Consider the following 24,071-nt stretch of genomic DNA (forward strand, 5'->3'; position numbering starts at 1 on the left):
GGCCAGATTGTTTACGCGCTCAGTTGAGCGGGCATTCGGGAAGGATGTTCAAACCCGTCGTTCTCATGGCCGTGGCAGCCGCCGTCCTCGGTGCAAGTGCCTGTTCGCAAGAGTCGCCGCCGCCGTCGAAGCCCACGTCGAGCACGAGCACGACGGTGACCTCAACGGAGATCATCCCGGGAGTTCCGGTCGGTCCGTCGACGCCGGCGACGACCCCGTCGACGCGGGCCAGCACCGCCACCGCAACCGTCACAGTCACCGCGCCGCCGCCGGGGATTCCCGCCCCTCCGGGAATGGGAGATGTCGGTCCTCGACGGTGAGGGGCTACGCGGGTCGGTGACCCAGCAGCGCGCCGATGGCCTGCTCGGCCTTGCCGACCTCCAGTGGCTCGCCGGTGATGATGTCGGCGTAGACGAACGACTCCACGATGCGCACGATGAGAAACGCGAGATCGCGCGACGGGAGTGGCGGGTCGAGCTGACCCGTGGCGATCTCGTCGTTGAGCAGTTCTTCGATCGCCGCGACCAACCTGCCTTGGAAGGTCCCGGCGCGGGTGGCCAGAATCCGCAGCGCACGTTCAGGTTCGCGCCGCAGAAAGGCCTGGAAGAACCCGGACTCGTCGATCACGGTGGCGTAGTGGCCGACGGCCCGCGCGATGTGTGCGGCGCCGTGCCCGGGTGCCGCGTCGATGGAGGCCCGCAGGGTGGGTTCGGCCAGCGACCACAGGATTTCGGCGAGCAGTTCGTCGCGGCCGCCGACCCAGCGGAACAGGGTGGCCCGATTGATGCCGAGTTCGGTTGCCAGTTCCTGCATTTCGATGCGACGACCCTCGAGGAACCAGCGGCGCGCGATGCGGAACGCCTCGATCGGGTCGGGGCGTCGGTCGGTCGACGCGAGCATGCGTCCCAGCGGTGTCTCGGTGATACCGCACCTCCTGTGTCGTCGCGGGCACCTCGCATCATGGTAGCCGTTGATGTTCGAGTGAGATATATCTCGATCAGTCTCGCGTATGCAACATATCTGGATATGATGCACGAGTGACCCAGAGTGACGCAGCTTCGATCCTTGATCTCTTCCGCCTCGACGGCCGAGTCGCCGTCGTCACCGGTGCCTCGAGTGGCCTCGGCGTCGGATTCGCGCAGGCACTGGCCCAGGCGGGCGCGGACGTCGTACTCGGTGCACGACGCGAAGACCGTCTCGCCGAGACCAAGGCGCTGGTGGAAGCCGCAGGTCGCAAGGCTGTCGCGGTGCGCACCGACGTCACCGACCCCGACGACTGCAAGGCATTGGTCCAGGCCGCCGTCGATTCCTTCGGGCGCGTCGACATTCTGGTGAACAATGCGGGAGTGGGCACTGCCGTCCCGGCGACGCGCGAAACGCCCGAGCAGTTCCGGTCGGTCGTCGACCTGAACCTGAACGGGTGCTACTGGATGGCGCAAGCATGTGCCGCGCACATGCGGCCGGGCAGCTCGATCATCAACGTCAGCAGCATCCTCGGCCTGACGACCGCCGGACTTCCGCAGGCCGCCTACGCATCGTCGAAGGCCGGGCTGATCGGCTTGACCCGCGACCTCGCGCAGCAGTGGACGGGCCGCAAGGGCATCCGCGTCAACGCCCTCGCGCCGGGCTTCTTCGCCTCAGAGATGACCGAGCAGTACGAGGACGACTACTTCGAGACGACCATCCTGCCGCGGACGTTGGCCGGACGGCTCGGGCGCACAGAGGAACTCAGCGCCGCACTGATCTTCCTGGCCAGCGATGCCAGCAGCTACGTCACCGGAATCACCCTGCCCGTCGAGGGTGGACTGCTCACCAGCTGAGCCCAAAACCCATCAAGGAGAAGAACACTCGTGAAGCAGCTCAGCGGCCTCGACGCCACGTTCCTGTACCTGGAGACGCCGACGACGTTCGGTCACGTCAACGGGCTGATGATCTTCGAGCGGCCCAACGAGGAGTTCGACCCCTACGCCGCGGTGCACGCGAAGTTCGGGTCGTTGGTCGGCGAGCTCGCGCCGCTGCGGCGGCGGCTCGTGGAGGTGCCGCTCGGGCTGGACCATCCGTACTGGATCGACGACCCGAACTTCGACCTGGACTTCCACGTCCGCGAAATCCATTTGGCGCGACCGGGAATGGTCGACCAGTTGGCCGACCAGGTGTCCCGCATCGTCGGGCGACCGATGGACCGCAGTAGGCCACTGTGGGAGGTGTACGTCATCGACGGGCTCGACACCGGGAACTGGGCGATGCTGACGAAGTACCATCACGCCACCATCGACGGCGCCGCCGGGCAGATCATGCTCAACGCCCTCACCGATACGGTGCCCGACGCAGCCCCGCCGGGACCGGGCCCCGATTGGGAAGCCGAGGCAGTGCCCGGCAGCATCGAACTCTTGCGGAAGGCCGTCATCAACCTTGCCGGTCATCCCGCCAAGGCGCTGCGGTTCCAGACGCGGTTGGTCGGTCAGCTCGCCGACGCGGCCGGCATCGACAGTGTCGGCAGCGCTGCCAGCAAGGCCGGCTCGGCCATCAAATCCCTTGCCCGCCTTGGCAAAGAAGATGGGCCGAAGATCCCGCTGCCGACCTCATCCGCGCCTCCCACGCCGTGGAACAAGACCATCACCGGACACCGGCGCTTCGCCATGCGCACGGCGTCGCTCGAGAACGTCAAGCAGCTCAAGACCGCTACCGGTGGCACGGTCAACGACATCGTGATGGCGATCTGTGCAGGTGCTCTGCGCCAGTACCTCCTGGCCCACGATGCACTGCCGGACGGACCGTTGCGCGCCATGGTGCCGGTGTCCATCCGCACCGGCGACGAGGAGGACCCGTGGACCAACCGGGTCTCGGCGATCTTCCCCGAACTGCCGACCGACTGCGAGGACCCGCTCGAGCGCGTGGCCCGCTGCCGCGAGGCGATGCTCGACGCGAAGCGGCTGCTGGATCTCGTGCCCGCCAGTCAGCTCGGCGACATGGCGCAGGTCTCGGCCCCGGTGCTGTCGACATCCGCGATGCGGCTGGCGTCCCGCTTCGGACTGGCCCACCGGATTGCCGCTACGCCGTTCAACCTCGTGATCTCGAACGTGCCCGGTCCGCGAAAGCCGCTGTACTTCGCGGGGGCGCAGCTGGTCAATCAGTTCCCGGTGTCGATCGTCACCGAAGGGCAGGGGCTCAACATCACCGTGGTGAGCTACCTGGACCGCCTGGACTTCGGCTTCATCGTCGACCGCGAACTGGTGCCCGACGTGTGGGACCTGGCGGACATGCACATCGACGAGATCGGCCGGCTGATGGAGGCCAGCGGTGCGCAGTGGGCGCAGGAGCCGCAGCCCGCGGCACCGCGCCGCGGACCGGTCCGGGCTGTTCAGCCCGGCGACGCCTACTGACGGGCTCTACTGTTCAGGGCATGAGTGATTCGGGCGGCGAGAGTCTCCTGACAGTCGTCGTCGCGCTCGGTGCCAATGCTCTGATCGCGGTGTCGAAAACCGCCGCGGCCGTCGTCACCGGGAGCGCCTCGATGCTCGCCGAGTCAGCGCATTCCTGGGCCGACACCGGCAACGAGGTGTTCCTGCTGATCGGCACCCGCAAGTCGGACAAGCCGGCCGACGCCGAGCATCGACTGGGCTACGGCAGAGCCGGATACATCTGGTCGATGTTCGCGGCCTTCGGGTTGTTCACCGTGGGCGCCGTGGTGTCGATCTCGCACGGCATCCAGTCGCTGCACGGCGAGGCCGAGGCGACGTCCTACGGGTGGGCCTATGCGGTGCTCGCGGTCTCCTTCGTGCTGGAGGGATCCTCGTTCCTGCAGGCGTTGTCGCAGACCAAGTCTGGCGCGCTCGAGCGACGAATCCATCCGCTGCGCTATATCCGTGTCACGTCGAACCCCATGCTGCGCGCGGTGTTCGCCGAGGACCTCTCGGCCCTCATCGGCCTCGTCATCGCGACGTGCGGCATCCTGGCGCACCAGCTCACCGGCAATGCGGTCTGGGACGCCATCGGCTCAATCCTGGTCGGTGTACTGCTCGGCGCCGTCGCGCTGTTTCTCATCGGGCGCAACATGGATTTCCTGACGGGGGAGAGTGTCACCCCGCTCGCCCGCAACAATGCACTGCGTGCCCTGCTGGACCATGAGGATATCGAGCGGGTCAGCTATCTGCACATGGAATGGGTTGGCGCGGATCGGATCTATCTCGTCGCGGCCGTCGACCTCGTCGGCGACGCGGCCGAATCGAACGTGGCCGCCCAGCTCAACCTCGTCGCCGACGCGTTGGCTGCTCGCCCCGAGATCGTGCGGGCCGTGCTGACGTTGACCCGCCCGGGTGACACGACGGATCTGCGCCCCGTCCAGTTGCCCGATTGGTATCGCTAGTCGGGGTTGATCGTTGCGCGGCGCGTGGTCGCGACCAGCGCGCGCGCCAGCACCGAGCCGGGTTCGGCGGCACTGGTGACCAGCGCGACCGTCGCCGTCACCTGTGGATCGTCCAATGGCACCGTCCGCACTCCGTCCGGCGTTCGCAGCGTGTGCAGCCAGGTCTGCGGGATGATGCTCGCCCACCGGCCGCCGCTGACGTGGGCCAGCAGGGACACCACCGAATCGGCCTCGAGTCGCGGCGTCGCGGTCAAGCCGTGGGCGGACAGCGCGTCGTCGAGCAGCTGACGGCCCCGCATCCCGGTGTTCAACAGACACAGTGGCAATTCGAGGGCGTCGGCCCAGGTGACCGGATCAGCTTGGCCGGCAAGCAGGTCGGCGCCGGCGATGAGCACCTGTCGTTCCTCGTACAGCGGCGTCACCGTCAGGCCCGCGGTGTCGACGCCGTCTGGGTAGATGATTCCAGCGTCGAGTTCGAAGCGGCCTATGCGTTCGACGATGCCCGCCGAACGCAGGCTGCTCTCCAATTGCACTCGTACCAAAGGATGTTCGAGGCAGAACGGATCGGTCAGCAGTGCCACGGTGCCGGAGGCCGCGGGGATGACGCCGAGCCGCAGCTCGCCGGTCAGGCCGGTCTGCAACGCGGCGACCTCGTGGATGAGCGCGTCGTGATCGGCCAGAATCCGGCGGGCCCACAACACCAGCCGTTCGCCTTCGGGCGTCAGACCTTCGTAGTTCTGCCCGCGCCGCACCAGCGGAACCTTGAGCTCGTTCTCGAGCTTGCGGATCGCTTCGGACAGTGCCGGCTGCGACACGTAGCAGGCCGCAGCCGCGCGCGCGAAGTGCTTCTCGCGGGCGAGCGCCACGAAATATTCGAGCTGGCGGAAGAGCATGGACTATTCGACCACGTCTGATAGGCGGCGCCTATCAGACTCACGGAAATTGCCCTTGGACGTGGGCGTCCTCTGCCGAGCAGACTTGAGCCCATGACCGACCGGAGCACTGAGCAGCGTACCGAGTCAGACGAGCACGGCGAACCTGAGTTCAAGCCCTATCACCATCCCGCCGCCGGTTGGGGCGCGGCGATCAGCGTCACGAAGTTCCTGGCCCGCGAGCGCGAGCCCATCAGTGGGCCACACGCGATCATGAAGATGAACCACGAGGACGGCGGCTTCGACTGCCCCGGCTGTGCCTGGCCCGACGACATGAAGGGCCTCAAGCTCGACATCTGCGAGAACGGCATCAAGCACGTCACGTGGGAGATGACGCACAAGCGCTGCGGGCCGGAATTCTTTGCCCAGCACACGGTTTCGGAACTGGCGGAGTGGAGTGACTTCGCGCTCGAAGACACGGGCCGGCTCACTGAGCCGATGGTGTACGACGCCGCGACCGACCGGTACAAGCCCATCAGCTGGCGCGACGCTTTCGATCTCGTCGGCCGGGCCCTGGCCGATCTCGATGACCCGAACCAGGCGTCGTACTACACCTCGGGCCGGCTCGGCAACGAGGCGACGTTCCTCTATCAGCTGCTGGCCCGGGAGTTGGGGACCAACAATCTGCCCGACTGCTCCAACATGTGCCACGAGGCCAGCGGCCGCGCCATGCAGGCGTCGCTGGGCACCGGCAAGGGCACCGTCGATCTCGAAGACTGGGAGGCCGCGGACGCCCTGTTCGTCATCGGAGTCAACGCCGCCTCCAATGCGCCGCGCATGCTCACCGCGCTGTCGGAGGCCTACCGCCGCGGCGCGCAGATCGTGCACATCAACCCGCTCGTCGAGGCCGGTGCCACCAAGACCATCATCCCGCACGACTTCCTGCGGATGGCGACGTTCAAGTCCACCAAGACCAGCACGCTGAACCTGCAGCCCCGGATCGGCGGGGACATGGCCCTGATCCGTGGCATCGCCAAAGTTGTTCTGGAACAGTCGGAAACGGATCCGAAGGCGCTCGACATCGAGTTCATCGAGCGGTACACCACCGGGTTCGAGGCCTACCGGGCCGCGGTCGAGGCCACCTCGTGGGATGAGATCGTCTACAAGTCCGGGGTGTCGGAGCGCGATATCCGCAGGGCCGCCAAGATTTACCGCGACGCCGACCGCAGCATCATCAGCTGGTGCCTCGGTGTCACCCAGCACGAACACGGCGTCGACAGCGTCCGGGAGATCGTGAATCTGCTTCTGCTGCGCGGCAATCTGGGCCGTGAGGGCGCCGGCCCCTCGCCGGTGCGCGGCCACAGCAACGTGCAGGGCAACCGCACCTGCGGTATCGACCACCGGCCGGCCGAGGCCTTCCTGGAGCGGCTCGGTGAGGTCTGCGGCATCGATCCACCCCGCGCGCACGGCCTCGACACCGTCCACACCATCGAGGGCATGCACACCGGCGACGTCAAGGTGTTCATCGGCATGGGCGGCAATTTCGCCAGCGCGGCACCCGACACCGCGTACACCTTCGAGGGGCTGCAGAAATGCGACCTCACCGTGCAGGTCAGCACAAAACTCAACCGCAGCCACGTGATTCACGGTCGGCAGGCCCTGATCCTGCCGTGCCTGGGCCGCACCGAGAAAGACCACCAGAAGGAGGGCATCCAGTCGACCTCGGTCGAGGACTCGATGAGCATGGTGCACCTGTCGGTCGGCATGAAGAAGCCGGCATCGCCGCACCTGCTGTCCGAGCCGGCGATCATCGCCGGTATCGCCGCGGCCGCGCTGCCGCAGAGCCAGACGCCGTGGCACTGGTATGTCGAGGACTACGACCGCATCCGCGACACCATGGCCAAGGTGCTCAACGGTTTTGAGGACTTCAACCGTCGGGTTCGGCTGCCGCTGGGCTTCCGGATCAAGCAGCCCGCGCGGGAGCTGATCTTCCTCACCCCGTCCGGCCGCGCCGAGTTCTCCGCGGTCGAGTTGCCCGACGACACCGTCAGCGAAGGCACCCTGATCCTGGCGACGCTGCGGTCGCATGATCAGTGGAACACCACCGTCTACTCCGACAACGACCGGTACCGCGGCATCAAGAACCTGCGCACGCTGATCTTCATGAACGAGCGGGACATGGGCGACCGCGGGATCAAAGAATTCGACGACGTCGACATCGTCGCGACGGCGCGTGACGGCAGCGTCCGCTCGCTGCGCCGCTACAAGGCGGTGCCGTACGGCATCCCGCGCGGCAACGCAGCCGGGTACATGCCCGAGATGAATGTGCTGTGCGCCATCGGCGATTTCAGCACGCAGAGCGATCAGCCCATCATGAAGAACGTCAAGGTGACGGTGACGAAGTCGGCGGGAGACTAGAAGCTTCTCGGCGCATCCGGGCTTCACGCCCGGGGTGTTTTCAAGAGCGAAAACTTGTCGGTGCCTTCTGCTTTGATGGTGTCATGTCCAGCACCGCAACGGCTTTCGATGTTGAGGCGTCGCCGTGTGAGCGTATGGATGCGTACTTCGATGAGATCGGTGAGCTGACCGGGCAGCGCAACGCGATCGACGCGCGCCTGGTGGAGATTGCGGCCGAGATCGACCGCGATGGGTTGTGGGGCGCCACCGGAGCCCGGTCGCTCACGGCGTTGATGGCGTGGAAAACCGGGGTGTCGCCGCGCAATGCGGAGGTGATGGTGGCGGTCGCGCACCGCATCGAGGAGTTCCCGCGGTGCGCTGAGGCGATGCGCGAGGGCCGGTTGTCGTTGGATCAGGTCGGCGTCGTCGCCGAACACGCCGCGGACGGTTCTGATGAGCACTACGCCCAGTTCGCAGAAAGTGCCACCGTCACCCAGTTGCGCAAGGCCGTGAAGCTCGAGCCGTGCCCGGAGCCGGAGTCGGAGTCGACGCCCGAACCCGAGCGGTCGATCAAGAAGGCCACCCACGATGACGGGTCGACGACGTACACGGTCAGGTTGCCGAAGCTGGAGGCGGCGAAGTTCGATGCCGCGCTGGCTTCGCACCAGGATGCGTTGGTCGCGGACTGGAAACGTGACCACGAGAACGACGAGGGTGTGTCGGAGGCGGCGCCGCCGTTCCCGAATCAGGTGGACGGGTTCATGAGCCTGGTCGAATCCGGGTGGGACAGCGATGTGGAACGTCGGCCGCACGGGCAGCACACCACCGTCGTGGTGCACCTGGACATCGAACAGCGCTCGGCCGCTCTGCATGTGGGGTCGGTGCTCACCGATGAGGAACGTCGGCTGTTGTTGTGCGATGCGACATGCGAGGTATGGCTGCAGCGCCACGGGCAGCCGATCGGTGCGGGCCGCACGACCCGCACCATCAGCCGACGGCTGCGCCGGGCGCTGGAGCATCGCGACCGCTGCTGTGTGGTTCCGGGCTGCGGGGCCACCCGGGGTTTGCACGCGCACCACGTCATTCATTGGGAGGACGGCGGGGTCACCGAACTGCACAATTTGGTGTTGGTGTGTCCCTACCATCACCGGTTGCACCACCGGGGTGGCATCACCATCAGGGGCCCTGCCGACGGGCTGGTCGTGACCGACGCAGCCGGACGGCCCTTGAGCAACCGATCACTGGCCCGGCCACCCACCACACCGCCGCCCGATGTTCCGCCGTGCCCCGGACCGACCGGGGAACGCGCGCAATGGTGGTGGTATCAACCATTCGAACCACCACCAACACCGTCGACCAACTAGGCGGAGCGCCAACGGAACTGGCCACGCGCGACGCCTATTCGCGGGTGCCGGGCAGCAGCATCGATACAGCGATCGCGGCGGTGACGCCGATGATGGTGTCGATGCCGCGATCGGCCAGCAGCACAAGCGGCTCGGTGGGCACGGCCAGATCGGTCATCAGCATGATCAAGGGCGTGAAGAAGCCGAGCGCGACCGCATGGTGGTGGGCCATGAACAATTCGGTGGGAAACAGCAGCGCCATGACACAGATGGCCAGCACGTACTCGCTGGGCCCGGGCACGAGTAGCGCGGCCGCCACGGCGAGGCCGATGAAAGTGCCGCCGAGGCGGTGGATTCCGCGCCTGATGCGACCGCTGGCATCCGCCGCGGCGAGCGGCCCGGCTGCCGCTGCAATGGCCCAGTTGGCATGGTCGACACCCAGAGCCAGGCCGGCGGTACCCGCCGCTGTGATGGAGAGCGCGTAGCGGCCCGCGTGGATCAGCACGTCGCGACGGTTCGGCAACGCCAGTCGGGTCACCGGCTCCGCTGCGCGGGGCGCATCGAGAACGCCGAGCAGGACAGACAGTAGAGCTGTTGCAGCACAGAGCAATATCGCGGACGCCGGCGCCACCCGGCCGGCCGGCACCGTGGCGATGGCGCCAAGCGCGAAGACGCCGTAGAACGGACCCTCCGGTTTGAGCGCGAGGTAGTCGGTCACCACCGATCCGACGGACGCGAATGTCACGGCGGCGATGACCAGGACCGCCGGTGGCACATGGGAATTGGCCAGCGCCACCCCGATGGCCACGCCGAGGACCAGGATCACCGCGCCCTGCGTCTGGTGTGCGAACCGGCGGCCGCGGGTTTCGGTGCGGCCGTACATGCCGGTGATCGCACCGAACACCGCGTAGATGATCAGGTCGGGGCGCCCGGCTGCCAGCAGGGCGATGCCGGGGATAGCCAGACCGAGCGCCACCCGCAAGGCCGGGCGGTGGTCCTCCATCGGCGGGGTCATGGCCCTGCGCACGCGCGTATAGACCGTGCGCATGGGCCCACTCCGATCGATGAACGACTGACTCAATCAGGTTGTCGTACCAGGGGAGTGACCGTCAAAGTGGAAGTTCCGAGCAACTGATCGGTTGCGCCTATTACCCCAGCACGGGGAAGCTGCGGCGCTTGGCCAGCCGATCCATGCCGGACTGGATCGCGAACTGCACTTCGTCGTACACCTTGTCGACGTACGCGGCATCGTTCGCCCGCTCGGGGTCGGTGTCGACGTAGATCGGGTCGAGCAGTTCGGTGCGGATCTTCGCGGGCAGTGGCAGATGCGCGGGCAGGATTTCGATGGCGAGCGGGAACGGGAAGCCGGCGATGATCGGCATGTTGGCGCCGCGCAAGCGCTTGCCGAGGCCGCTCCACTTGGCGAGGAACTTGCCTTCGTTCAACACGAAGACGGTGTCGTGGCCACCGATCGTCGCGACGGGCACGATCGGCACACCGGACCGGATCGCTTGCTTCACAAAGCCTTTGCGGCCGGCGAGCACCGCCTTGTCGCGGTCGCGCCAGGTGCGCATGGCGTCGAGTTCGCCGCCGGGCCACACCACGACGTCACGGCCGGCGGCCAAAGCGCCCGTGACACCGTCGCGCGAAGCCGGGATGACCCCGACGGCGCGGAAGTAGTCACCGAGACCGGGCGCGCCCATCAGCACGTCGTGCGCGGTGCCGTGCAGGACCCGCTGCCCGTCGAAATGCCGGTACCAGGAATGCACCAGGGTCCAGGCATCCATGGTCAGGGAGCCGCCGGAGTGGATACCGATCAGCAGCGACGGCTCGTCGGGCACCTTGTGCCAGCCGTCGACCTCGAGCCGGAAATAGTGGTCACACAGGAAGTTCCAGATCGGGTTCTGGACATACCGCATGAAGGTCGGGTTGGGGACGCTCGGGGCGGCGGCCGGGTTGGGGGCGGCGGTCAGCGTGGTCATGAGTCCTCGTTTGCGGGGTCTGGCCGTCCGCGGCGCCTACCGATCGCGCGGACCATGGCGTTGATCGCGGCAAGGGTCAAAACGGGGAGCAAGGTGACGACGACGTAGGCCACACCGCCGATGACAGTCATGCGACGCCTCTCTGGTGCGGATGTCGAGCCTGTGCAGGTAGGAACCTTGCCGCTGTGGTCGATGGCTACGTTACGGAGGCCGGAGGGTGGCGGCGACATCCCCAGCGGCCGAAGATCTGGCGCTATTTCGCGGATATGTTGTCGCGAGAAGCCAACGCGATCCCCAGCAGTTGACGCACCGGCGGAACGTTGCTGGTGGCCGACGGGTCCCGCGAGTAATCCCGCCAGCAGACATAAAACTGCCCCTTTTCGCTTGAAAAGGGGCAGTTTTATGTCTGCTCGCGCAGAGAAGTTGACCTACACGATGTAGCTGGTGGCAGCCTGCAGATGCTCGATGGCCTCGGCGGCGATCTGGGGCACCAGCTCGGCGCATGACGGCAGGCTGTCGATGATGCCCGCCACCTGGCCCGAGGCCAGCACGCCCGCTTCGGTGTTGCCTTCCACCAGACCGGCTTTCAGCAGCATCGGGGTGTTGGCCGCCATGACGACCTGCGACCAGGTCAGGTCCTTGCCGTGGCGCATGGCCAGGCCGTCCTTGACCATCGACCGCCAGGTCATGCCGGACATCTTCTTGAACTTCTGGGCGTTGCCGATCGCGGCGGCGAAACCCCGCACGGGGGAGCCGCTTTCGAGCTTCTCCACCAGGCCCGTACGCAGCACGCGGTGCGGCATGCCGTCGACGCGGGTCGACACCACGGTGCCGTCCAGCGCGGCGTCCAGGTACCGCTGCTTGACCGCATCGGGCACCGTCGAGTCCGAGGTGAGCAGGAACCGCGTGCCCATCGCGACGCCGGCGGCGCCGTAGGACAGCGCGGCCGCCAGGCCACGGCCGTCGAAGAAGCCACCCGCGGCGATCACCGGCATGCCGGTGTCCTTGACCGCGTCGAGCACCGACGGCAGCAGCAGCGTGGTGGCGATCGGGCCGGTGTGGCCACCGCCCTCGCCGCCCTGCACGATCACCGCGTCGGCACCCCAGCTCGCCACCTTCTTGGCGTGCTTGGCCAGGCCGACCGACGGGATCACCACGACGCCTGCGTCTTTCAGCTTGGCGATCAGCTCGGGCTTGGGAGCCAGGGCGAAGGAGGCGACTTTGACTCCTTCGCGGATCAGGAGGTCGCAGCGGGCAGCCGCATCGCCGGCGTCGGCACGCATGTTGATGCCGAACGGCTTGTCGGTGGCCGCCTTGACCTTGGCGACGGCGGTCTGCAGCTCTTCCAGCGTCATCGTCGCCGACGCCAGAATGCCGAGACCACCGGCGTTGGAGGTGGCCGCGACCAGACGCGCACCGGCCACCCAGCCCATGCCGGTCTGCACGACCGGGTACTCGATGCCGACCAACTCGGTCAGCGGGGTCTTGAGCTTGGACATGACCTAGGCCTTGACTTCTTTGTCCCGCAGCGACTTCGGGTCGATGACCTCGCGCAGCAGCTGCAGTTCATCGGCGGTCGGCAGGCGGGTCTCGCCGGCGGCGTCCAGGCCGTGCACCGCGAATGAGGTGTTGTCGGCGACCTCGTCGGCCGTCACACCCGGGTGCAGCGACACCGCGCGCATCTGGTGCTCGGGGCCGTTGAAGTCGAACACACCCAGGTTGGACACCACCTGGTAGACGTTCAGGAAGCGGTACGCCGGGTTGGCCGGATCGACCTTGTCCCAACCGATTCCGGAGACGATGTCGACCGAGTCGGCGAACACGCGCTTGGTGTGGTTGCCCACGAAGTAGCTGGTGGCGTGGTTGATGCTGTTGCCGGGTGCGCCGCGGACACCGAACATCTGGCGGGTCGGCTGCTGGATCGGGCCGAAGGCCGACAGGTTCTGGTTGCCGTAGCGGTCGATCTGGTTGGCGCCCATGACCACATGGCGACGGCCCCAGGCCAGGGTCTCGAAGACGCGGTTGAACGGCATCCAGCCCTCGACGGCGAACGGGGCGCCGATCGCCGGGGTATCGGCCAGCATGCGGGCCTCGCCGTCGGTGATCACGATGTCGGGGGAGAAGGTCAGCCGGGCCAGCCGGGCCCCGATCTGCACGACGGTCGTCATGGGGCTGGCCATGATTTCCCCTGCGTCACGGAACAATTCGGCACAGGCGACGGCACAGACCTCGGCGCGGGTTGCGTCACTCACTTGGCGGCCTCCTTCTGGGCTGCTTGAGCCTCGGCGAACTTACGGACCGCGGCCTGGTAGTCGGCTTCGGTTCCGGACAGGTAGGTCTTGACGAACTCGGCCCACGTCTCCTCCGAGCCGGCGGCTTCGGCGTAGTGGCGCTGGAACTTCTCGTCGCGCCGGTAGTCGGGCTCGTTGGTGGTGAAGTGGGCGCCGTTCGGGGCCTCGACCACGGTGTCGACCATCATGCGGTTGATGACCTGCTGCTGCGGCACAACCGATTTCACCAGCTCTTCGGTGGAGACGATCTTCTCGACCGACAGATGGCGGCGCTTGGCCGACATCAGGAACAGGTCGTCGAAGTAGGGGTCGATGCCGGTGTAGGCGGCATTACCCTTCACATCGCCGAGGTTCATGTGCACGAACGCGGCGTCGAGGTTCAGCGCCGGCATGGCGACGAGTTCCTCGTGCGCACCGTCGGTCTCGTACGGCGAGGTGACGGTCTTGAGCTCGTCGCCCCAGAAGGCGCGGACGTCGCTGCCGAGGCCGGCGCGGATCGGCAGGAACGGAAGACGTTGTGCGGCAGCCTGCAGGCCACAGCGCAGCATGCCCTCGTCCATCTCACGGGCCTCGATGGCGCCGCTCATGCGGGCCTTGGCGAACCACGGGTCGTAGAACGGCGGCGAGTCCAGCGACACGAAGCCGTAGTAGACGCGCTTGACCTTGCCTGCGGCACACAGCAATCCAAGATCCGGGCCGCCGTAGGTGACGACGGTCAGGTCGGTCACGTCAGTGCGCAGCAGCGCGCGGATGAACGCCATCGGCTTGCGGCGGGAACCCCAGCCGCCGATGCCGATGGTCATGCCGCTTTCGATCTCGGCGACTGCGGCTTCGAGAGTTGTTGTCTTGTCTGCCATTCTATTTGGCTCCCTTGTTGGTCCCCGCGAACTCGTCGCGGTGCTCGTCGGACACGCCGGCCAGATTCAGTTCGAAGGTGAAGCCCTGCTCCATGCGGTAGCGCGCGTTGACGGGCTGCACGTCGATGAAGTTCAGCGCCTCCTTGGCGGCGCGGATGACGCGGGTGTCCTTGCTGGCGATGTCGCGGGCGACGCGCAGCGCAGCCTCGTCGAGCTCTTCGCGCGGGACGACCTCGTGTACCGAACCGAAGTGCTGCAGCGTCGTCGCGGGCACGGTGGCGGCGGTGAAGAACAACCGGCGCATCATGTGCTGCGGGACCAGGCGGGACAGGTGGGTCGCCGCGCCCAGGGCGCCGCGCTCGACCTCGGGCAGGCCGAACTTGGCATCGTCAGAAGCGACGATGACGTCGGCGTTGCCGACCAGGCCGATGCCGCCACCGACGCAGAAACCGTTGACCGCCGCGACGACCGGGACCTGGCATTCGTACACCGCGCGGAACGCCTCGTAGCAGCCGCGGTTGGCGTCGATCAGCGCGCCGAAGCCCTCGGTGTTCTGCATTTCCTTGATGTCGACGCCGGCGTTGAAGCCACGTCCCTCGGCGCGCAGGATCACCACGTGGGTGCTCTTGTCGCGCCCGGCCGCAGTGATCTGGTCGGCCAGCTCGAACCAACCTGCCGACGGGATGGCGTTGACCGGCGGGTAGTTCACGGTGACCGAGACGATGCCCGGTTCGACTGTTTTGGTGGTGATGGTCATCAGTCACTTCCTGGGGGACGGGTACCTAAGCAAGCACTTGCTTGGTACGCTAGCACAGTGACTGCTGGAATCAATCTGCAATTGGCCGGGCGCGTGGTGCTGGTCACCGGCGGTGTGCGCGGTGTCGGAGCCGGTATCAGCGCGGTGTTCGCCGAGCAGGGCGCGACCGTCATCACCTGCGCGCGGCGCGAGGTCGAGGGGTTGCCCTACGAGTTCCACGCCTGCGACGTTCGTGACGACGCGGCGGTCAAGGCGATGATCGACGCCATCGTCGCCAATCACGGTCGGTTGGACGTCGTCGTCAACAACGCCGGTGGCTCGCCGTTCGCGCTCGCCGCTGATGCGTCGGCCAAGTTCAGCACCAAGATCATCGAGCTCAACCTGATTGCGCCGCTGCTGGTTTCGACCCACGCCAATGCGGTGATGCAGCAGCAGTCCGAGGGCGGCGTCATCGTCAACATCTCCAGTGTCAGCGCGCATCGGCCGACCCCCGGCACCGGCGCCTACGGCGCTGCCAAGGCGGGCATCGACAGCCTGACCACGACGCTCGCCGTCGAATGGTCGCCCAAGGTCCGGGTCAACTCCGTGATCGTCGGCATGGTCGAGACCGAGCAGTCCGAGCTGTTCTACGGCGATGCCGAGTCGGTGGCCGCCGTCGCTGCGACCGTTCCGCTCAAGCGGCTGGCCAAGCCGGCCGATATCGGCTGGGCCGCAGCATTTTTGGCCTCCGAGGCCGCGTCGTACGTCAGCGGTGCGTCACTCGAAGTGCATGGCGGCGGCGAGCCGCCGCAGTACCTGGAAACGTCAAGCGCCAACAAGTAGGGCGGACAGCGCCCGTAAACAACCACAGTAGGAGAGATCAATGGGATTGCTCGACGGCCGCGTGGTCATCGTGACGGGCGCCGGTGGCGGAATCGGGCGTGAGCACGCGCTTGCGTTCGCCGCCGAAGGCGCCCGCGTCGTGGTCAACGACATCGGCGTCGGCCTGGACGGTTCGCCCGCCGGTGGCGGTAGCGCCGCGCAGAACGTGGTCGACGAGATCGTCGCGGCCGGTGGCGAGGCCGTGGCCAATGGCTCGAACGTCGCCGACTGGGAGCAGGCCGCGGCCTTGATCCAGCAGGCCGTCGACACTTACGGCACGCTCGACGTGTTGGTGAACAATGCCGGCATCGTGCGCGACCGCATGTTCGCCAACGCCACCGAAGAGGAATTCGATGCCGTCACCGCGGTGCACCTCAAGGGGCACTTCGCCACCATGAAGCACGCCGCGGCGTACTGGCGGGCCAAGGCCAAGGCCGGCGAGACCGTGGACGCCCGCATCATCAACACCAGCTCGGGCGCCGGCCTGCAGGGCAGCGTCGGCCAGGCCACCTACAGCGCCTCCAAGGCGGGCATCGCCGCGCTGACGCTGGTCGCCGCGACCGAGATGGGCCGCTACGGCGTCACCGCCAACGCCATCGCGCCGTCGGCCCGTACCCGCATGACCGAGACCGTCTTCGCCGACGCGATGAACACCCAGGACCAGGCGTTCGACAGCATGGCCCCCGAGAACATCTCGCCGCTCGTGGTGTGGCTGGGCAGCGTCGAGTCGCGCGACGTCACCGGCAAGGTGTTCGAGCTCGAGGGCGGCAAGATCCGCGTCGCCGAGGGCTGGGCGCACGGCCCCGAGATCGACAAGGGTGCCAAGTGGGACCCGGCCGAGCTGGGCCCCGTGGTCGCCGATCTGCTCACGAAGGAGCGTCCGCCGGTTCCGGTCTACGGCAGCTGACCGCGGGTGCCCATCTGCGTTGACTCGGAACTGGCGGCGCAAAACATCGAGTAACCACCGCCATGAGTTCAGAGTGAACTCGCCAATGACGGCGCACCGCGTTGATCTGGAAACCAGGGCGTCACCCTGCCACCAGACAGACACTGCAAAAAGCTCCCCCAGAACGAATCTCGTTCTGGGGGAGCTTTTTTGCTGCGGCTACTTGGCGGAGTCGGCCTTGGCGGCCTTGTCCTTCTTCTGCTTCTTGGGCTTCTCGACCTTGGGCTTGTCGGCCGTCTCGGACTTGTCCTTCTTCGGCTTGTCCTTCTTGACCTTGGTGTCGTTGCCCTCGGCACCCTTGTCGCCGGCGTTCGGCTTCGGAGCGTCCTCGGTCTTGGTGTCGCCGGCCTTGGCGTCGTCGACCTTGGTGGTGTCGACCTTGGTTTCCTCGGTGGCCTTGACCGTCTTGTCCTTGGCGCCGGTCACGGCAGGCTTCCGGGCGGAGACCTGCTTGGTGATCGTCGGCGTCACCGAGGGCTTGTCGGCGCTGTCGGTGTCCTTCGCCGCGGCGGCAGAGTTGGGCGTGACGGCCTGCACCGACGCCGGCGGCGGCGCCGCCTTGAAGACGGTGCCGGTCTGGACCGACTTCACGACGCTCTTGACCACATTGATCGGCAGATTCACCACGGCCTTGGCCGTGTCGAACACGCCGTCGCGAATGGCGTTGGCGATGTTGGAGATATTGCCGGTGCCGAGGGCCTTCGTCACGTTGTACAGCGCCATCTGCGGCACCTTGACAGTGTCACGGACGTTGACGAACAGCTTGGTGGGCAGCGCAGGATTCTGCGTGACGGCGACGCCGCCCCAGTTCTCCAGGGTCCAACCGTCCTCGGGGTTGCCGGTCACCTTGACGATGTCGGTGTTGCCCAGGGGGTGCTTGAGCATCAGCGTGAGGTCGGGATTCTCCACGTTCATCAAGGTCCAGGCCATGATCGACATGCCGTGTGCGAACGCGACGGGGTTCTGTGCGCCGCTGGCGTAGATGTCGTCGACCGCGCCGTTGAACCGGTCCTGGAAGACCGCGCCGTTGGCGTCAGGTGAACCGGGCATCGGCATCAGGAGGTTGCCGGTGGCCCAGGACAGCGGGATCAACGCGTACAGGATGCGGGCGAAGCCGGAGTCCTGCGACTGGCCTTCGAAGATGCCGGCCTGGACCTCGTGGAGGCCGCTCAGCACCGTCACCGGCATGCCGGTCGCGGTGGCGTACGGCGCCGCGGTCTGCTGGGTACGCACCATGTCGGAGGCGAAGATGGCGTCGTGCGCCAGGCCGTCGTTGGCGAGGACGCCTGCCACGGTCTGGGCCTGGGTCTGACCTGTCGCGGTCAGGTCGGGGCCCGGGATCTTGGTGTCGATGAGGCCCGAGGCGTTGCCCTGGGATTCGCCGTGGCGGACGAATGTGATGGTGATGTTGGTCGCGGCCCAGGCGGAGAACGCCGAGGCCAGGAACATGAAGGCCGCGGTGACGACGACCGCCACAGCCTGTCCTGCGCGCTTGAGGGTTCGAGTGTGGGGAATCCCCGTGCGGAACGTTGATGACATAGACGGCTCCAGATGTGGCTCAGGCTGTGCGTGGGCGCACATGCGGCATTGCACGTGCGCCACGCCACACTATGTACACATCTGCGAATCTGTCTAGTCTCAGCCGTTAATTAGCCCCGGAAATTTGCTGAGCACCAGACCGTCGCGGCTAGTGGTGCTGCTCCCACTGGAAGCCGGCGACGTCGTATTGGCTCACGGCTTTGTCGGTGTTGCCCCGGTTCGGATTCAATGCGCTGCCCGCGTAGTGCTGTTCGGCATTGGCGAACCCCTTGCTGCTGAAGCCCGGCGGCTTCAGGGCGGGGTCGTCGCTGGCTTCCTTGCCCGGCTGGCCGGTGGTGCCGGGGGCGTGCGGGTTGTCGGCGAGTGCGATGCCGGCGGGCGTCAGCGCGACAAACGCGGTGACCAGGCAAGGCAGGATGATCGAGCGCTCCATGAGTTTCTCCGATCGTGAAAGTCCCCTCTGTAGACCACGATCGCCAGGCCTGGCCGGTTCAGCGCCGGCAACCTTGTTGCGAAACCAAAAACTCCCCTGGCGCGAATGCGGTCCAGGGGAGCTTTTCGGGGCTGTGATCAGGCCGGATCGAGCAGGATGATCGGAATCTTCCGGTCGGTGTGCGAGCGGTAGTCGACGAAGTCGGGGTACATGGCATCGAGCTTGGGCCAGTACTCGTCACGTTCGGCGTCGGTGGCTTCGCGGGCGGTCAGCTGCAGCTTTTCGCCACGCACCTGGAACTTCACGCTCGGGTTGGCAACCAGGTTCAGGTACCACATCGGGTGGGTGTCGCGGCCGCCCTGTGAGGCGACGACGACGATCCGACCGCCTTCACGCAGGTACAGCAGCGGGCTGTCGCGGGGCTCGCCCGACTTGCGCCCGATGGTCGTCAGGATGCCGACCGGTGGAGGGGTGGCGACAGGCTTGGAGCCGAGCCGCCACTTGGCGCCGATGCGGCCGTCGGTGGCGCGGAACGCCCAGGTGTTGATCCGCGACATCCACTTGAAGCCGACCTGCATCCCCTTGGAATTCAGGATCTTCAGCTGCCTGTCGTTCATTTCCCCGTCGGCCATGGTGGCGACCCTGCTCCTAGATGCGCTCGATGATCGTGCCGGTGGACAGCGCACCGCCGGCGCACATCGTGATCAGCGCGGTCGACTTGCCGGTCCGTTCCAGCTCGTGCAGCGCGGTCGTGATGAGCCGCGAGCCGGTCGAACCGACCGGGTGGCCCAGCGCGATGGCGCCGCCGTTCACGTTGACCCTATCCATGTCGGCCTTGTGCACCTGAGCCCAGGACAGCACGACGGACGCGAAGGCCTCGTTGATCTCGACCAGGTCGATGTCGGCCATCGACATGCGCGCCTTCTCGAGCACCTTGGCGGTGGACTGTACTGGGCCGTCCAGGTGGTAGTAGGTCTCGGCGCCGACGTTGGCCTGCGCGATGATCCGGGCGCGGGGCTTGAAGCCGAGCGCCTTGGCCTTGTCCTCGTCCATCCACAGCACCGCGGCGGCACCGTCGGAAATCTGCGACGAGGTGCCCGCGGTGTGGATGCCGCCCTCGATCACCGGCTTCAGCGAGGCCAGGCCCTCCAGGGTGGTGTCGCGCAGGCCCTGGTCGCGGCTGACCAGATTCAGCTCGGCGGTCGGCTGCTTGTTCTCGTCGATGACGGGTGCCTCGATGGGCGAGATCTCGCGGTCGAAGCGGCCTTCGGCCCAGGCCTGCTTGGCCTTGGCCTGCGAGGCGAAGCCCAGTGCGTCGATGTCGGCGCGGGTGATGCCCCGGCGGTTCGCGATGCGCTCGGCCGCGTCGAACTGGTTGGGCAGGTCGATGTCCCACGATGCGGCGCGGGCGCCGCCGCCGTTGGAGCCCAGGGGCACCCGGCTCATGGCCTCGATACCGCAGGCGATGCCGATGTCGATGGCGCCGGTGGCGATCAGGCCCGCGATCAGGTGGTTGGCCTGCTGGGCGCTGCCGCACTGGCAGTCGATGGTGGTGGCACCGACATGCTCGGGCAATCCGGCGACCAGCCAGGACTGCCGAGTGATGTTGTTGCCCTGCTCGCCGTACTGCGTGACACAGCCGCCGATGAGCTGCTCGATGTCGCCGGCGTCGAGCCCGGCCTTCTCTACGAGAGCCTTCTGCGTCGCGCCCAGAAGCTCGGTTGCGTGCAGGCCGGACAGCCAACCTCCCCGCTTGCCGATCGGGCTGCGAGTGGCTTCAACGATGACAGGATTACCCATGAGCTCAGGCTAGAACACGTTTCATTAGTCTGACAAGCAACGATTGGGTTGGGCCTTTGATCTGCGGTGAAGGCATGTTTCAATGGTCGCAACAGGAACTAGAAGGATTTGTCTCGGAACCCAGTTCTGAGGCGTTGGATTCCCCAAGGAGACACCATGCCCTGCCCGATTCCGTCCGATCTCGACTTGCTGGACGCCAACTTGAACCTCGAGCGACTGCCCGTCGAGGAGCTCGCCGAGCTGCGCAAGTCCGAGCCGGTGCACTGGGTCGACGTGCCCGGCGGCACCGGCGGCTTCGGCGACAAGGGCTACTGGATCGTCACCAAGTACGACGACGTCAAAGAGGTGTCGAAGCGCAACGATATCTTCGGCAGCGCGCCCGATGGTGCGATTCCGGTCTGGCCGCAGGCCATGACCCGCGACGCCGTCGATGTGCAGCGCGCGGTGTTGCTCAACATGGACGCCCCGCAGCACACCCGGCTGCGCAAGATCATCTCGCGTGGTTTCACCCCGCGCGCCATCGGCCGGCTGCAGGCCGAGCTGAACGAGCGGGCCCAGAAGATCGCCGAGACCGCGGCCGCTTCCGGTACCGGCGACTTCGTCGAGCAGGTCTCCTGTGAACTGCCGCTGCAGGCCATCGCCGGCCTGCTCGGTGTGCCTCAGGAAGACCGCGACAAGCTGTTCAACTGGTCCAACGAAATGACCGCCGGTGAGGACCCGGAGTACGCGCACATCGACCCGGCTGCGTCCTCGTTCGAGCTGATCACGTACGCCATGAACATGGCCGCGGAGCGGGCCAAGAACCCGACCGACGACATCGTCACGCAGCTGATCGAGGCGGACTTGGACGGCGAGAAGCTGTCCGATGACGAGTTCGGCTTCTTTGTGGTGATGCTGGCGGTCGCCGGTAATGAGACCACCCGTAACTCGATCACCCACGGCATGATCGCGTTCGCGCAGAACCCGGAGCAGTGGGAGCTCTACAAGAAGGAACGCCCGGAGAGCGCAGCCGACGAGATCGTCCGTTGGGCCACACCGGTTACCGCGTTCCAGCGCACCGCTCTGGAGGACACCGAGCTCGGTGGCGTGACGATCAAGAAGGGTGACCGGGTCGTCATGTCCTACCGTTCGGCCAACTTCGATGACGAGGTGTTCGAGGACCCGCACAGCTTCAACATCATGCGTACGCCGAACCAGCACGTCGGCTTCGGCGGCACCGGTGCGCACTACTGCATCGGCGCCAACCTGGCGCGCATGACCATCAACCTGATGTTCAACGCCATCGCCGACAACATGCCCGACCTGGTCTCGATCGGCGAGCCCGAGCGGCTGAAGTCGGGCTGGCTCAACGGCATCAAGCACTGGCAGGTCGACTACACGGGCAAGTGCCCCGTCCAGCACTGACGGCAACTGAGCGAGTAGCCCGGTAACACGAATCAAGGAGGATTCGGGTGGATTTCACACCGAGCCCGGAGCAGCAGGCTGTCGCCGACGTGGTGACATCCGTGCTGGAGCGGGAAAACACTTGGGACGCACTGGTTTCCGGTGGCGTCGTGGCGCTTGCGGTGCCCGATCGGCTGGGCGGTGACGGGCTCGGGCTGCTGGAGGCGGCCACCGCGCTGACCGAGATCGGTCGGCGCGGCGTCACCGGGCCGGCGCTGGCCACCATCGGGCTCACCCTGGTCCCGCTGCTGGAACTGGCCACGGACGCGCAGCAGGACCGGTACCTGGCCGGGGTGGCCAAGGGTGCGGTGATCTCGGCCGCACTGGACGAGCCCGGTGCCCAGTTGCCCGAGGCGCCGTCGACCAGCTTTGCCGGTGGCAAGCTCAACGGCACCAAAATCGGTGTGGCCTATGCCGAAACCGCGCAGTGGCTGCTGGTCACCACCGACAGCGGTGTGGTCGTGGTGTCACCGCAAGCCGCCGGTGTCACTGTGACCGCGACCCCGACGGCGAACGGTTCCGACGAGTACGTCGTGACCTTCGCCGACGTCGTGGTGCCCGACGAGGACGTCCTGGCCGGCGCAACGGCTACGCGGGTGAATCAGTTGGCGCTGGCCATGATCGGCGCGTTCGGCGCCGGTCTGGTGGCCGGTGCGCTGCGTCTGACCGCCGACTATGTCGCGACCCGGGAGCAGTTCGGCCGGCCGCTGTCGACATTCCAGACCGTGGCGGCGCAGCTGTCCGAGATCTACATCGCCTCGCGGACAATCGATCTGCTCGCCACGTCGGTGGCGTGGCGGCTCTCGGAGGGGCTGGATGCCGCCGAGGACTTGGAGATTCTCGGGTACTGGCTGACCTCGCAGGCCGCGCCGGCCATGCGACTGTGCCACCACTTGCACGGCGGCATGGGCATGGACATCACCTACCCGATGGACCGCTACTACTCGTCGATCAAGGACCTGACCCGTCTGCTGGGTGGTCCGTCGCACCGTCTGGACCTGGTGGGAGCCTGATGTACATCGAACTGACTCCGGAGCAGCGCAAGCTGCAAGCTGAACTGCGCGAATACTTTTCGACGCTGATCAGGCCCGAAGAGGCGGCGGCGATGGAGGCCAACCGGCACAACGACGCCTACCGGGCCGTTATCAAGCGGATGGGCGCCGACGGCAAGCTCGGCGTGGGTTGGCCCAAGGAATACGGCGGCCTGGGCTTCGGCCCCATCGAGCAGCAGATCTTCATCAACGAGGCGAACCAGGCCGACATCCCGCTGCCGCTGGTCACCCTCCAGACCGTGGGCCCGACCCTGCAGGTGTACGGCACCGAGGAACAGAAGAAGAAGTTCCTGCCCGGAATCCTCTCCGGTGAAATCCATTTCGCGATCGGTTACTCCGAGCCCGAGGCCGGTACCGACCTCGCCTCGCTGCGGACCACTGCGGTACGGCACGGCGACGAGTTCATCGTCAACGGTCAGAAGATGTGGACCACCGGCGCCCATGACGCCGACTACATCTGGCTGGCCTGCCGCACCGACCCGACCGCGGCGAAGCACAAGGGCATCTCGATCCTGATCGTCGACACCAAGGACCCGGGCTACTCGTGGACCCCGATCATCCTGTCCGACGGTGCCCACCACACCAATACGACGTACTACAACGACGTGCGGGTGCCCGCCGACATGCTGGTCGGCGGGGAGAACGGTGGCTGGAAGCTGATCACCACCCAGCTCAATCACGAGCGGGTGGGGCTGGGGCCCTCCGGTCGCGTCGCGGGCATCTACGACCAGGTGCACTCCTGGGCCTCCAAGCCCGGGTCGAACGGCGTCACGCCGATCGACAATGCCGAGGTGCGCCGGTTGCTCGCCCAGATCAAATCGATCTGGCGCGTCAACGAACTGCTCAACTGGCAGGTCGCGTCTTCCGGCGAGACCATCGCCGTCGCCGACGCGGCGGCCACGAAAGTCTTTTCCACCGAACGCATTCAGGAAGTCGGACGGCTGGCCGAGGAGATCGTCGGCCGCTACGGCAACCCGGCTGACGCGGACACCGCGCACCTGCTCGTGTGGCTGGACAAGATGACCAAGCGCAACCTGGTCATCACTTTCGGTGGCGGGGTCAATGAGGTCATGCGCGAGATGATCGCGGCATCGGGCCTCAAGGTGCCGCGGGTTTCGCGGTAAGGGAGACA

General features: G+C 66.6%; 24 protein-coding genes. 10 read left to right on the top strand and 14 right to left on the bottom strand.

Features of this window, described 5'->3' with window-relative positions; all coding sequences use genetic code 11:
- Positions 1-19 precede the first annotated feature (19 nt).
- A complete protein-coding gene (locus AC1U2B_RS26085; protein WP_480219068.1) occupies positions 20-259 on the bottom strand; it encodes a hypothetical protein in 240 nt (79 codons plus the stop codon).
- Positions 260-324: 65 nt separating this feature from the next.
- Positions 325-900: a QsdR family transcriptional regulator gene (locus AC1U2B_RS26090; protein ID WP_051955136.1), complete on the bottom strand. Its 576-nt coding sequence runs from the start codon at positions 898-900 to the stop codon at positions 325-327.
- Positions 901-1,037: 137 nt separating this feature from the next.
- On the opposite strand from AC1U2B_RS26090, the gene AC1U2B_RS26095 reads away from it, so the two are divergent.
- The 3 genes from AC1U2B_RS26095 to AC1U2B_RS26105 are packed head-to-tail and all read left to right on the top strand — an operon-like array spanning position 1,038 to position 4,366.
- On the top strand, positions 1,038-1,820 hold the full coding sequence (locus AC1U2B_RS26095) for an SDR family NAD(P)-dependent oxidoreductase (RefSeq protein ID WP_480219069.1): 783 nt from the start codon (positions 1,038-1,040) through the stop codon (positions 1,818-1,820).
- A 30-nt stretch (positions 1,821-1,850) separates the two neighbouring features.
- The gene (locus AC1U2B_RS26100; protein WP_480219070.1) at positions 1,851-3,383 is read left to right on the top strand and encodes a WS/DGAT/MGAT family O-acyltransferase; all 1,533 of its coding nucleotides are present in this window, start codon (positions 1,851-1,853) and stop codon (positions 3,381-3,383) included.
- A gap of 20 nt (positions 3,384-3,403) precedes the next feature.
- Positions 3,404-4,366 (top strand): cation diffusion facilitator family transporter, encoded by a 963-nt coding sequence (locus AC1U2B_RS26105; protein ID WP_480219071.1) that lies wholly within the window; start codon positions 3,404-3,406, stop codon positions 4,364-4,366.
- Here AC1U2B_RS26105 and AC1U2B_RS26110 read toward each other — a convergent pair.
- Positions 4,363-5,259 (bottom strand): LysR family transcriptional regulator, encoded by an 897-nt coding sequence (locus AC1U2B_RS26110; protein ID WP_480219072.1) that lies wholly within the window; start codon positions 5,257-5,259, stop codon positions 4,363-4,365. The two genes, AC1U2B_RS26105 and AC1U2B_RS26110, sit on opposite strands and share 4 nt — an antisense overlap.
- 93 nt (positions 5,260-5,352) lie before the next feature.
- Between AC1U2B_RS26110 and AC1U2B_RS26115 the strand changes: the two genes are divergently transcribed.
- Positions 5,353-7,656, top strand: coding sequence for an FdhF/YdeP family oxidoreductase (locus tag AC1U2B_RS26115; RefSeq protein ID WP_480219073.1), 2,304 nt, complete (start codon positions 5,353-5,355; stop codon positions 7,654-7,656).
- A gap of 83 nt (positions 7,657-7,739) precedes the next feature.
- On the top strand, positions 7,740-8,999 hold the full coding sequence (locus AC1U2B_RS26120) for an HNH endonuclease signature motif containing protein (protein WP_480219074.1): 1,260 nt from the start codon (positions 7,740-7,742) through the stop codon (positions 8,997-8,999).
- Positions 9,000-9,033: 34 nt separating this feature from the next.
- Here AC1U2B_RS26120 and AC1U2B_RS26125 read toward each other — a convergent pair whose 3' ends face one another.
- From AC1U2B_RS26125 to echA20, 7 genes are all read right to left on the bottom strand, one after another.
- Entirely contained in the window at positions 9,034-10,026 is a 993-nt protein-coding gene (locus AC1U2B_RS26125; protein ID WP_480219075.1) for an FUSC family protein, read from the bottom strand.
- Positions 10,027-10,126: 100 nt separating this feature from the next.
- Positions 10,127-10,960, bottom strand: coding sequence for a lysophospholipid acyltransferase family protein (locus AC1U2B_RS26130; RefSeq protein WP_480219076.1), 834 nt, complete (start codon positions 10,958-10,960; stop codon positions 10,127-10,129).
- Positions 10,957-11,091, bottom strand: coding sequence for a hypothetical protein (locus AC1U2B_RS26135; RefSeq protein WP_260936443.1), 135 nt, complete (start codon positions 11,089-11,091; stop codon positions 10,957-10,959). The genes AC1U2B_RS26130 and AC1U2B_RS26135 overlap by 4 nt, the downstream gene beginning before the upstream one ends.
- 297 nt (positions 11,092-11,388) lie before the next feature.
- Positions 11,389-12,459 carry a (3aS,4S,5R,7aS)-5-hydroxy-7a-methyl-1-oxo-octahydro-1H-indene-4-carboxyl-CoA dehydrogenase gene (gene ipdC, locus AC1U2B_RS26140; RefSeq protein ID WP_043400327.1) on the bottom strand — a complete coding sequence of 357 codons (1,071 nt, stop codon included), beginning with the start codon at positions 12,457-12,459 and terminating at the stop codon, positions 11,389-11,391.
- 3 nt (positions 12,460-12,462) lie between these two features.
- The gene (ipdB, locus tag AC1U2B_RS26145; RefSeq protein ID WP_480219077.1) at positions 12,463-13,212 is read right to left on the bottom strand and encodes a cholesterol ring-cleaving hydrolase subunit IpdB; all 750 of its coding nucleotides are present in this window, start codon (positions 13,210-13,212) and stop codon (positions 12,463-12,465) included.
- Positions 13,209-14,108 (bottom strand): CoA transferase subunit A, encoded by a 900-nt coding sequence (locus AC1U2B_RS26150; RefSeq protein ID WP_260936458.1) that lies wholly within the window; start codon positions 14,106-14,108, stop codon positions 13,209-13,211. Before AC1U2B_RS26150 ends, ipdB begins: the two co-directional genes overlap by 4 nt.
- Before the next feature lies 1 nt (position 14,109).
- Entirely contained in the window at positions 14,110-14,865 is a 756-nt protein-coding gene (echA20, locus tag AC1U2B_RS26155) for a (7aS)-7a-methyl-1,5-dioxo-2,3,5,6,7,7a-hexahydro-1H-indene-carboxyl-CoA hydrolase (protein ID WP_043400318.1), read from the bottom strand.
- A 57-nt stretch (positions 14,866-14,922) separates the two neighbouring features.
- On the opposite strand from echA20, the gene AC1U2B_RS26160 reads away from it, so the two are divergent.
- Together AC1U2B_RS26160 and AC1U2B_RS26165 are read left to right on the top strand one after the other, a co-directional pair.
- Complete coding sequence (locus AC1U2B_RS26160; protein WP_480219078.1) at positions 14,923-15,687, top strand: SDR family oxidoreductase; 765 nt, start codon at positions 14,923-14,925, stop codon at positions 15,685-15,687.
- Between the two features lie 40 nt (positions 15,688-15,727).
- A complete protein-coding gene (locus AC1U2B_RS26165; protein ID WP_043400312.1) occupies positions 15,728-16,633 on the top strand; it encodes an SDR family oxidoreductase in 906 nt (301 codons plus the stop codon).
- Positions 16,634-16,831: 198 nt separating this feature from the next.
- Here AC1U2B_RS26165 and AC1U2B_RS26170 read toward each other — a convergent pair whose 3' ends face one another.
- The 4 genes from AC1U2B_RS26170 to AC1U2B_RS26185 all read right to left on the bottom strand — a co-directional run bounded on the left by AC1U2B_RS26170 (position 16,832) and on the right by AC1U2B_RS26185 (position 20,444).
- The gene (locus tag AC1U2B_RS26170) at positions 16,832-18,211 is read right to left on the bottom strand and encodes a histidine phosphatase family protein (RefSeq protein WP_480219079.1); all 1,380 of its coding nucleotides are present in this window, start codon (positions 18,209-18,211) and stop codon (positions 16,832-16,834) included.
- A 148-nt stretch (positions 18,212-18,359) separates the two neighbouring features.
- On the bottom strand, positions 18,360-18,644 hold the full coding sequence (locus tag AC1U2B_RS26175; protein ID WP_480219080.1) for a transporter family protein: 285 nt from the start codon (positions 18,642-18,644) through the stop codon (positions 18,360-18,362).
- A gap of 137 nt (positions 18,645-18,781) precedes the next feature.
- Positions 18,782-19,276 carry a nitroreductase family deazaflavin-dependent oxidoreductase gene (locus AC1U2B_RS26180; RefSeq protein WP_043400301.1) on the bottom strand — a complete coding sequence of 165 codons (495 nt, stop codon included), beginning with the start codon at positions 19,274-19,276 and terminating at the stop codon, positions 18,782-18,784.
- A gap of 16 nt (positions 19,277-19,292) precedes the next feature.
- Positions 19,293-20,444 (bottom strand): steroid 3-ketoacyl-CoA thiolase, encoded by a 1,152-nt coding sequence (locus AC1U2B_RS26185; protein WP_480219081.1) that lies wholly within the window; start codon positions 20,442-20,444, stop codon positions 19,293-19,295.
- Between the two features lie 156 nt (positions 20,445-20,600).
- Between AC1U2B_RS26185 and AC1U2B_RS26190 the strand changes: the two genes are divergently transcribed.
- Genes AC1U2B_RS26190 through fadE29 form a run of 3 tightly spaced genes read left to right on the top strand, consistent with a single transcriptional unit; the run spans position 20,601 to position 24,063 of the window.
- Positions 20,601-21,848, top strand: a complete 1,248-nt coding sequence (locus AC1U2B_RS26190) for a cytochrome P450 (protein ID WP_043400296.1) — start codon at positions 20,601-20,603, stop codon at positions 21,846-21,848.
- A gap of 47 nt (positions 21,849-21,895) precedes the next feature.
- Positions 21,896-22,900 (top strand): acyl-CoA dehydrogenase family protein, encoded by a 1,005-nt coding sequence (locus AC1U2B_RS26195; protein ID WP_043400293.1) that lies wholly within the window; start codon positions 21,896-21,898, stop codon positions 22,898-22,900.
- On the top strand, positions 22,900-24,063 hold the full coding sequence (gene fadE29, locus AC1U2B_RS26200; RefSeq protein WP_480219082.1) for an acyl-CoA dehydrogenase FadE29: 1,164 nt from the start codon (positions 22,900-22,902) through the stop codon (positions 24,061-24,063). The genes AC1U2B_RS26195 and fadE29 overlap by 1 nt, the downstream gene beginning before the upstream one ends.
- Positions 24,064-24,071: the final 8 nt, after the last annotated feature.

The organism is Mycolicibacterium sp. P4_G11 (assembly GCF_056555145.1).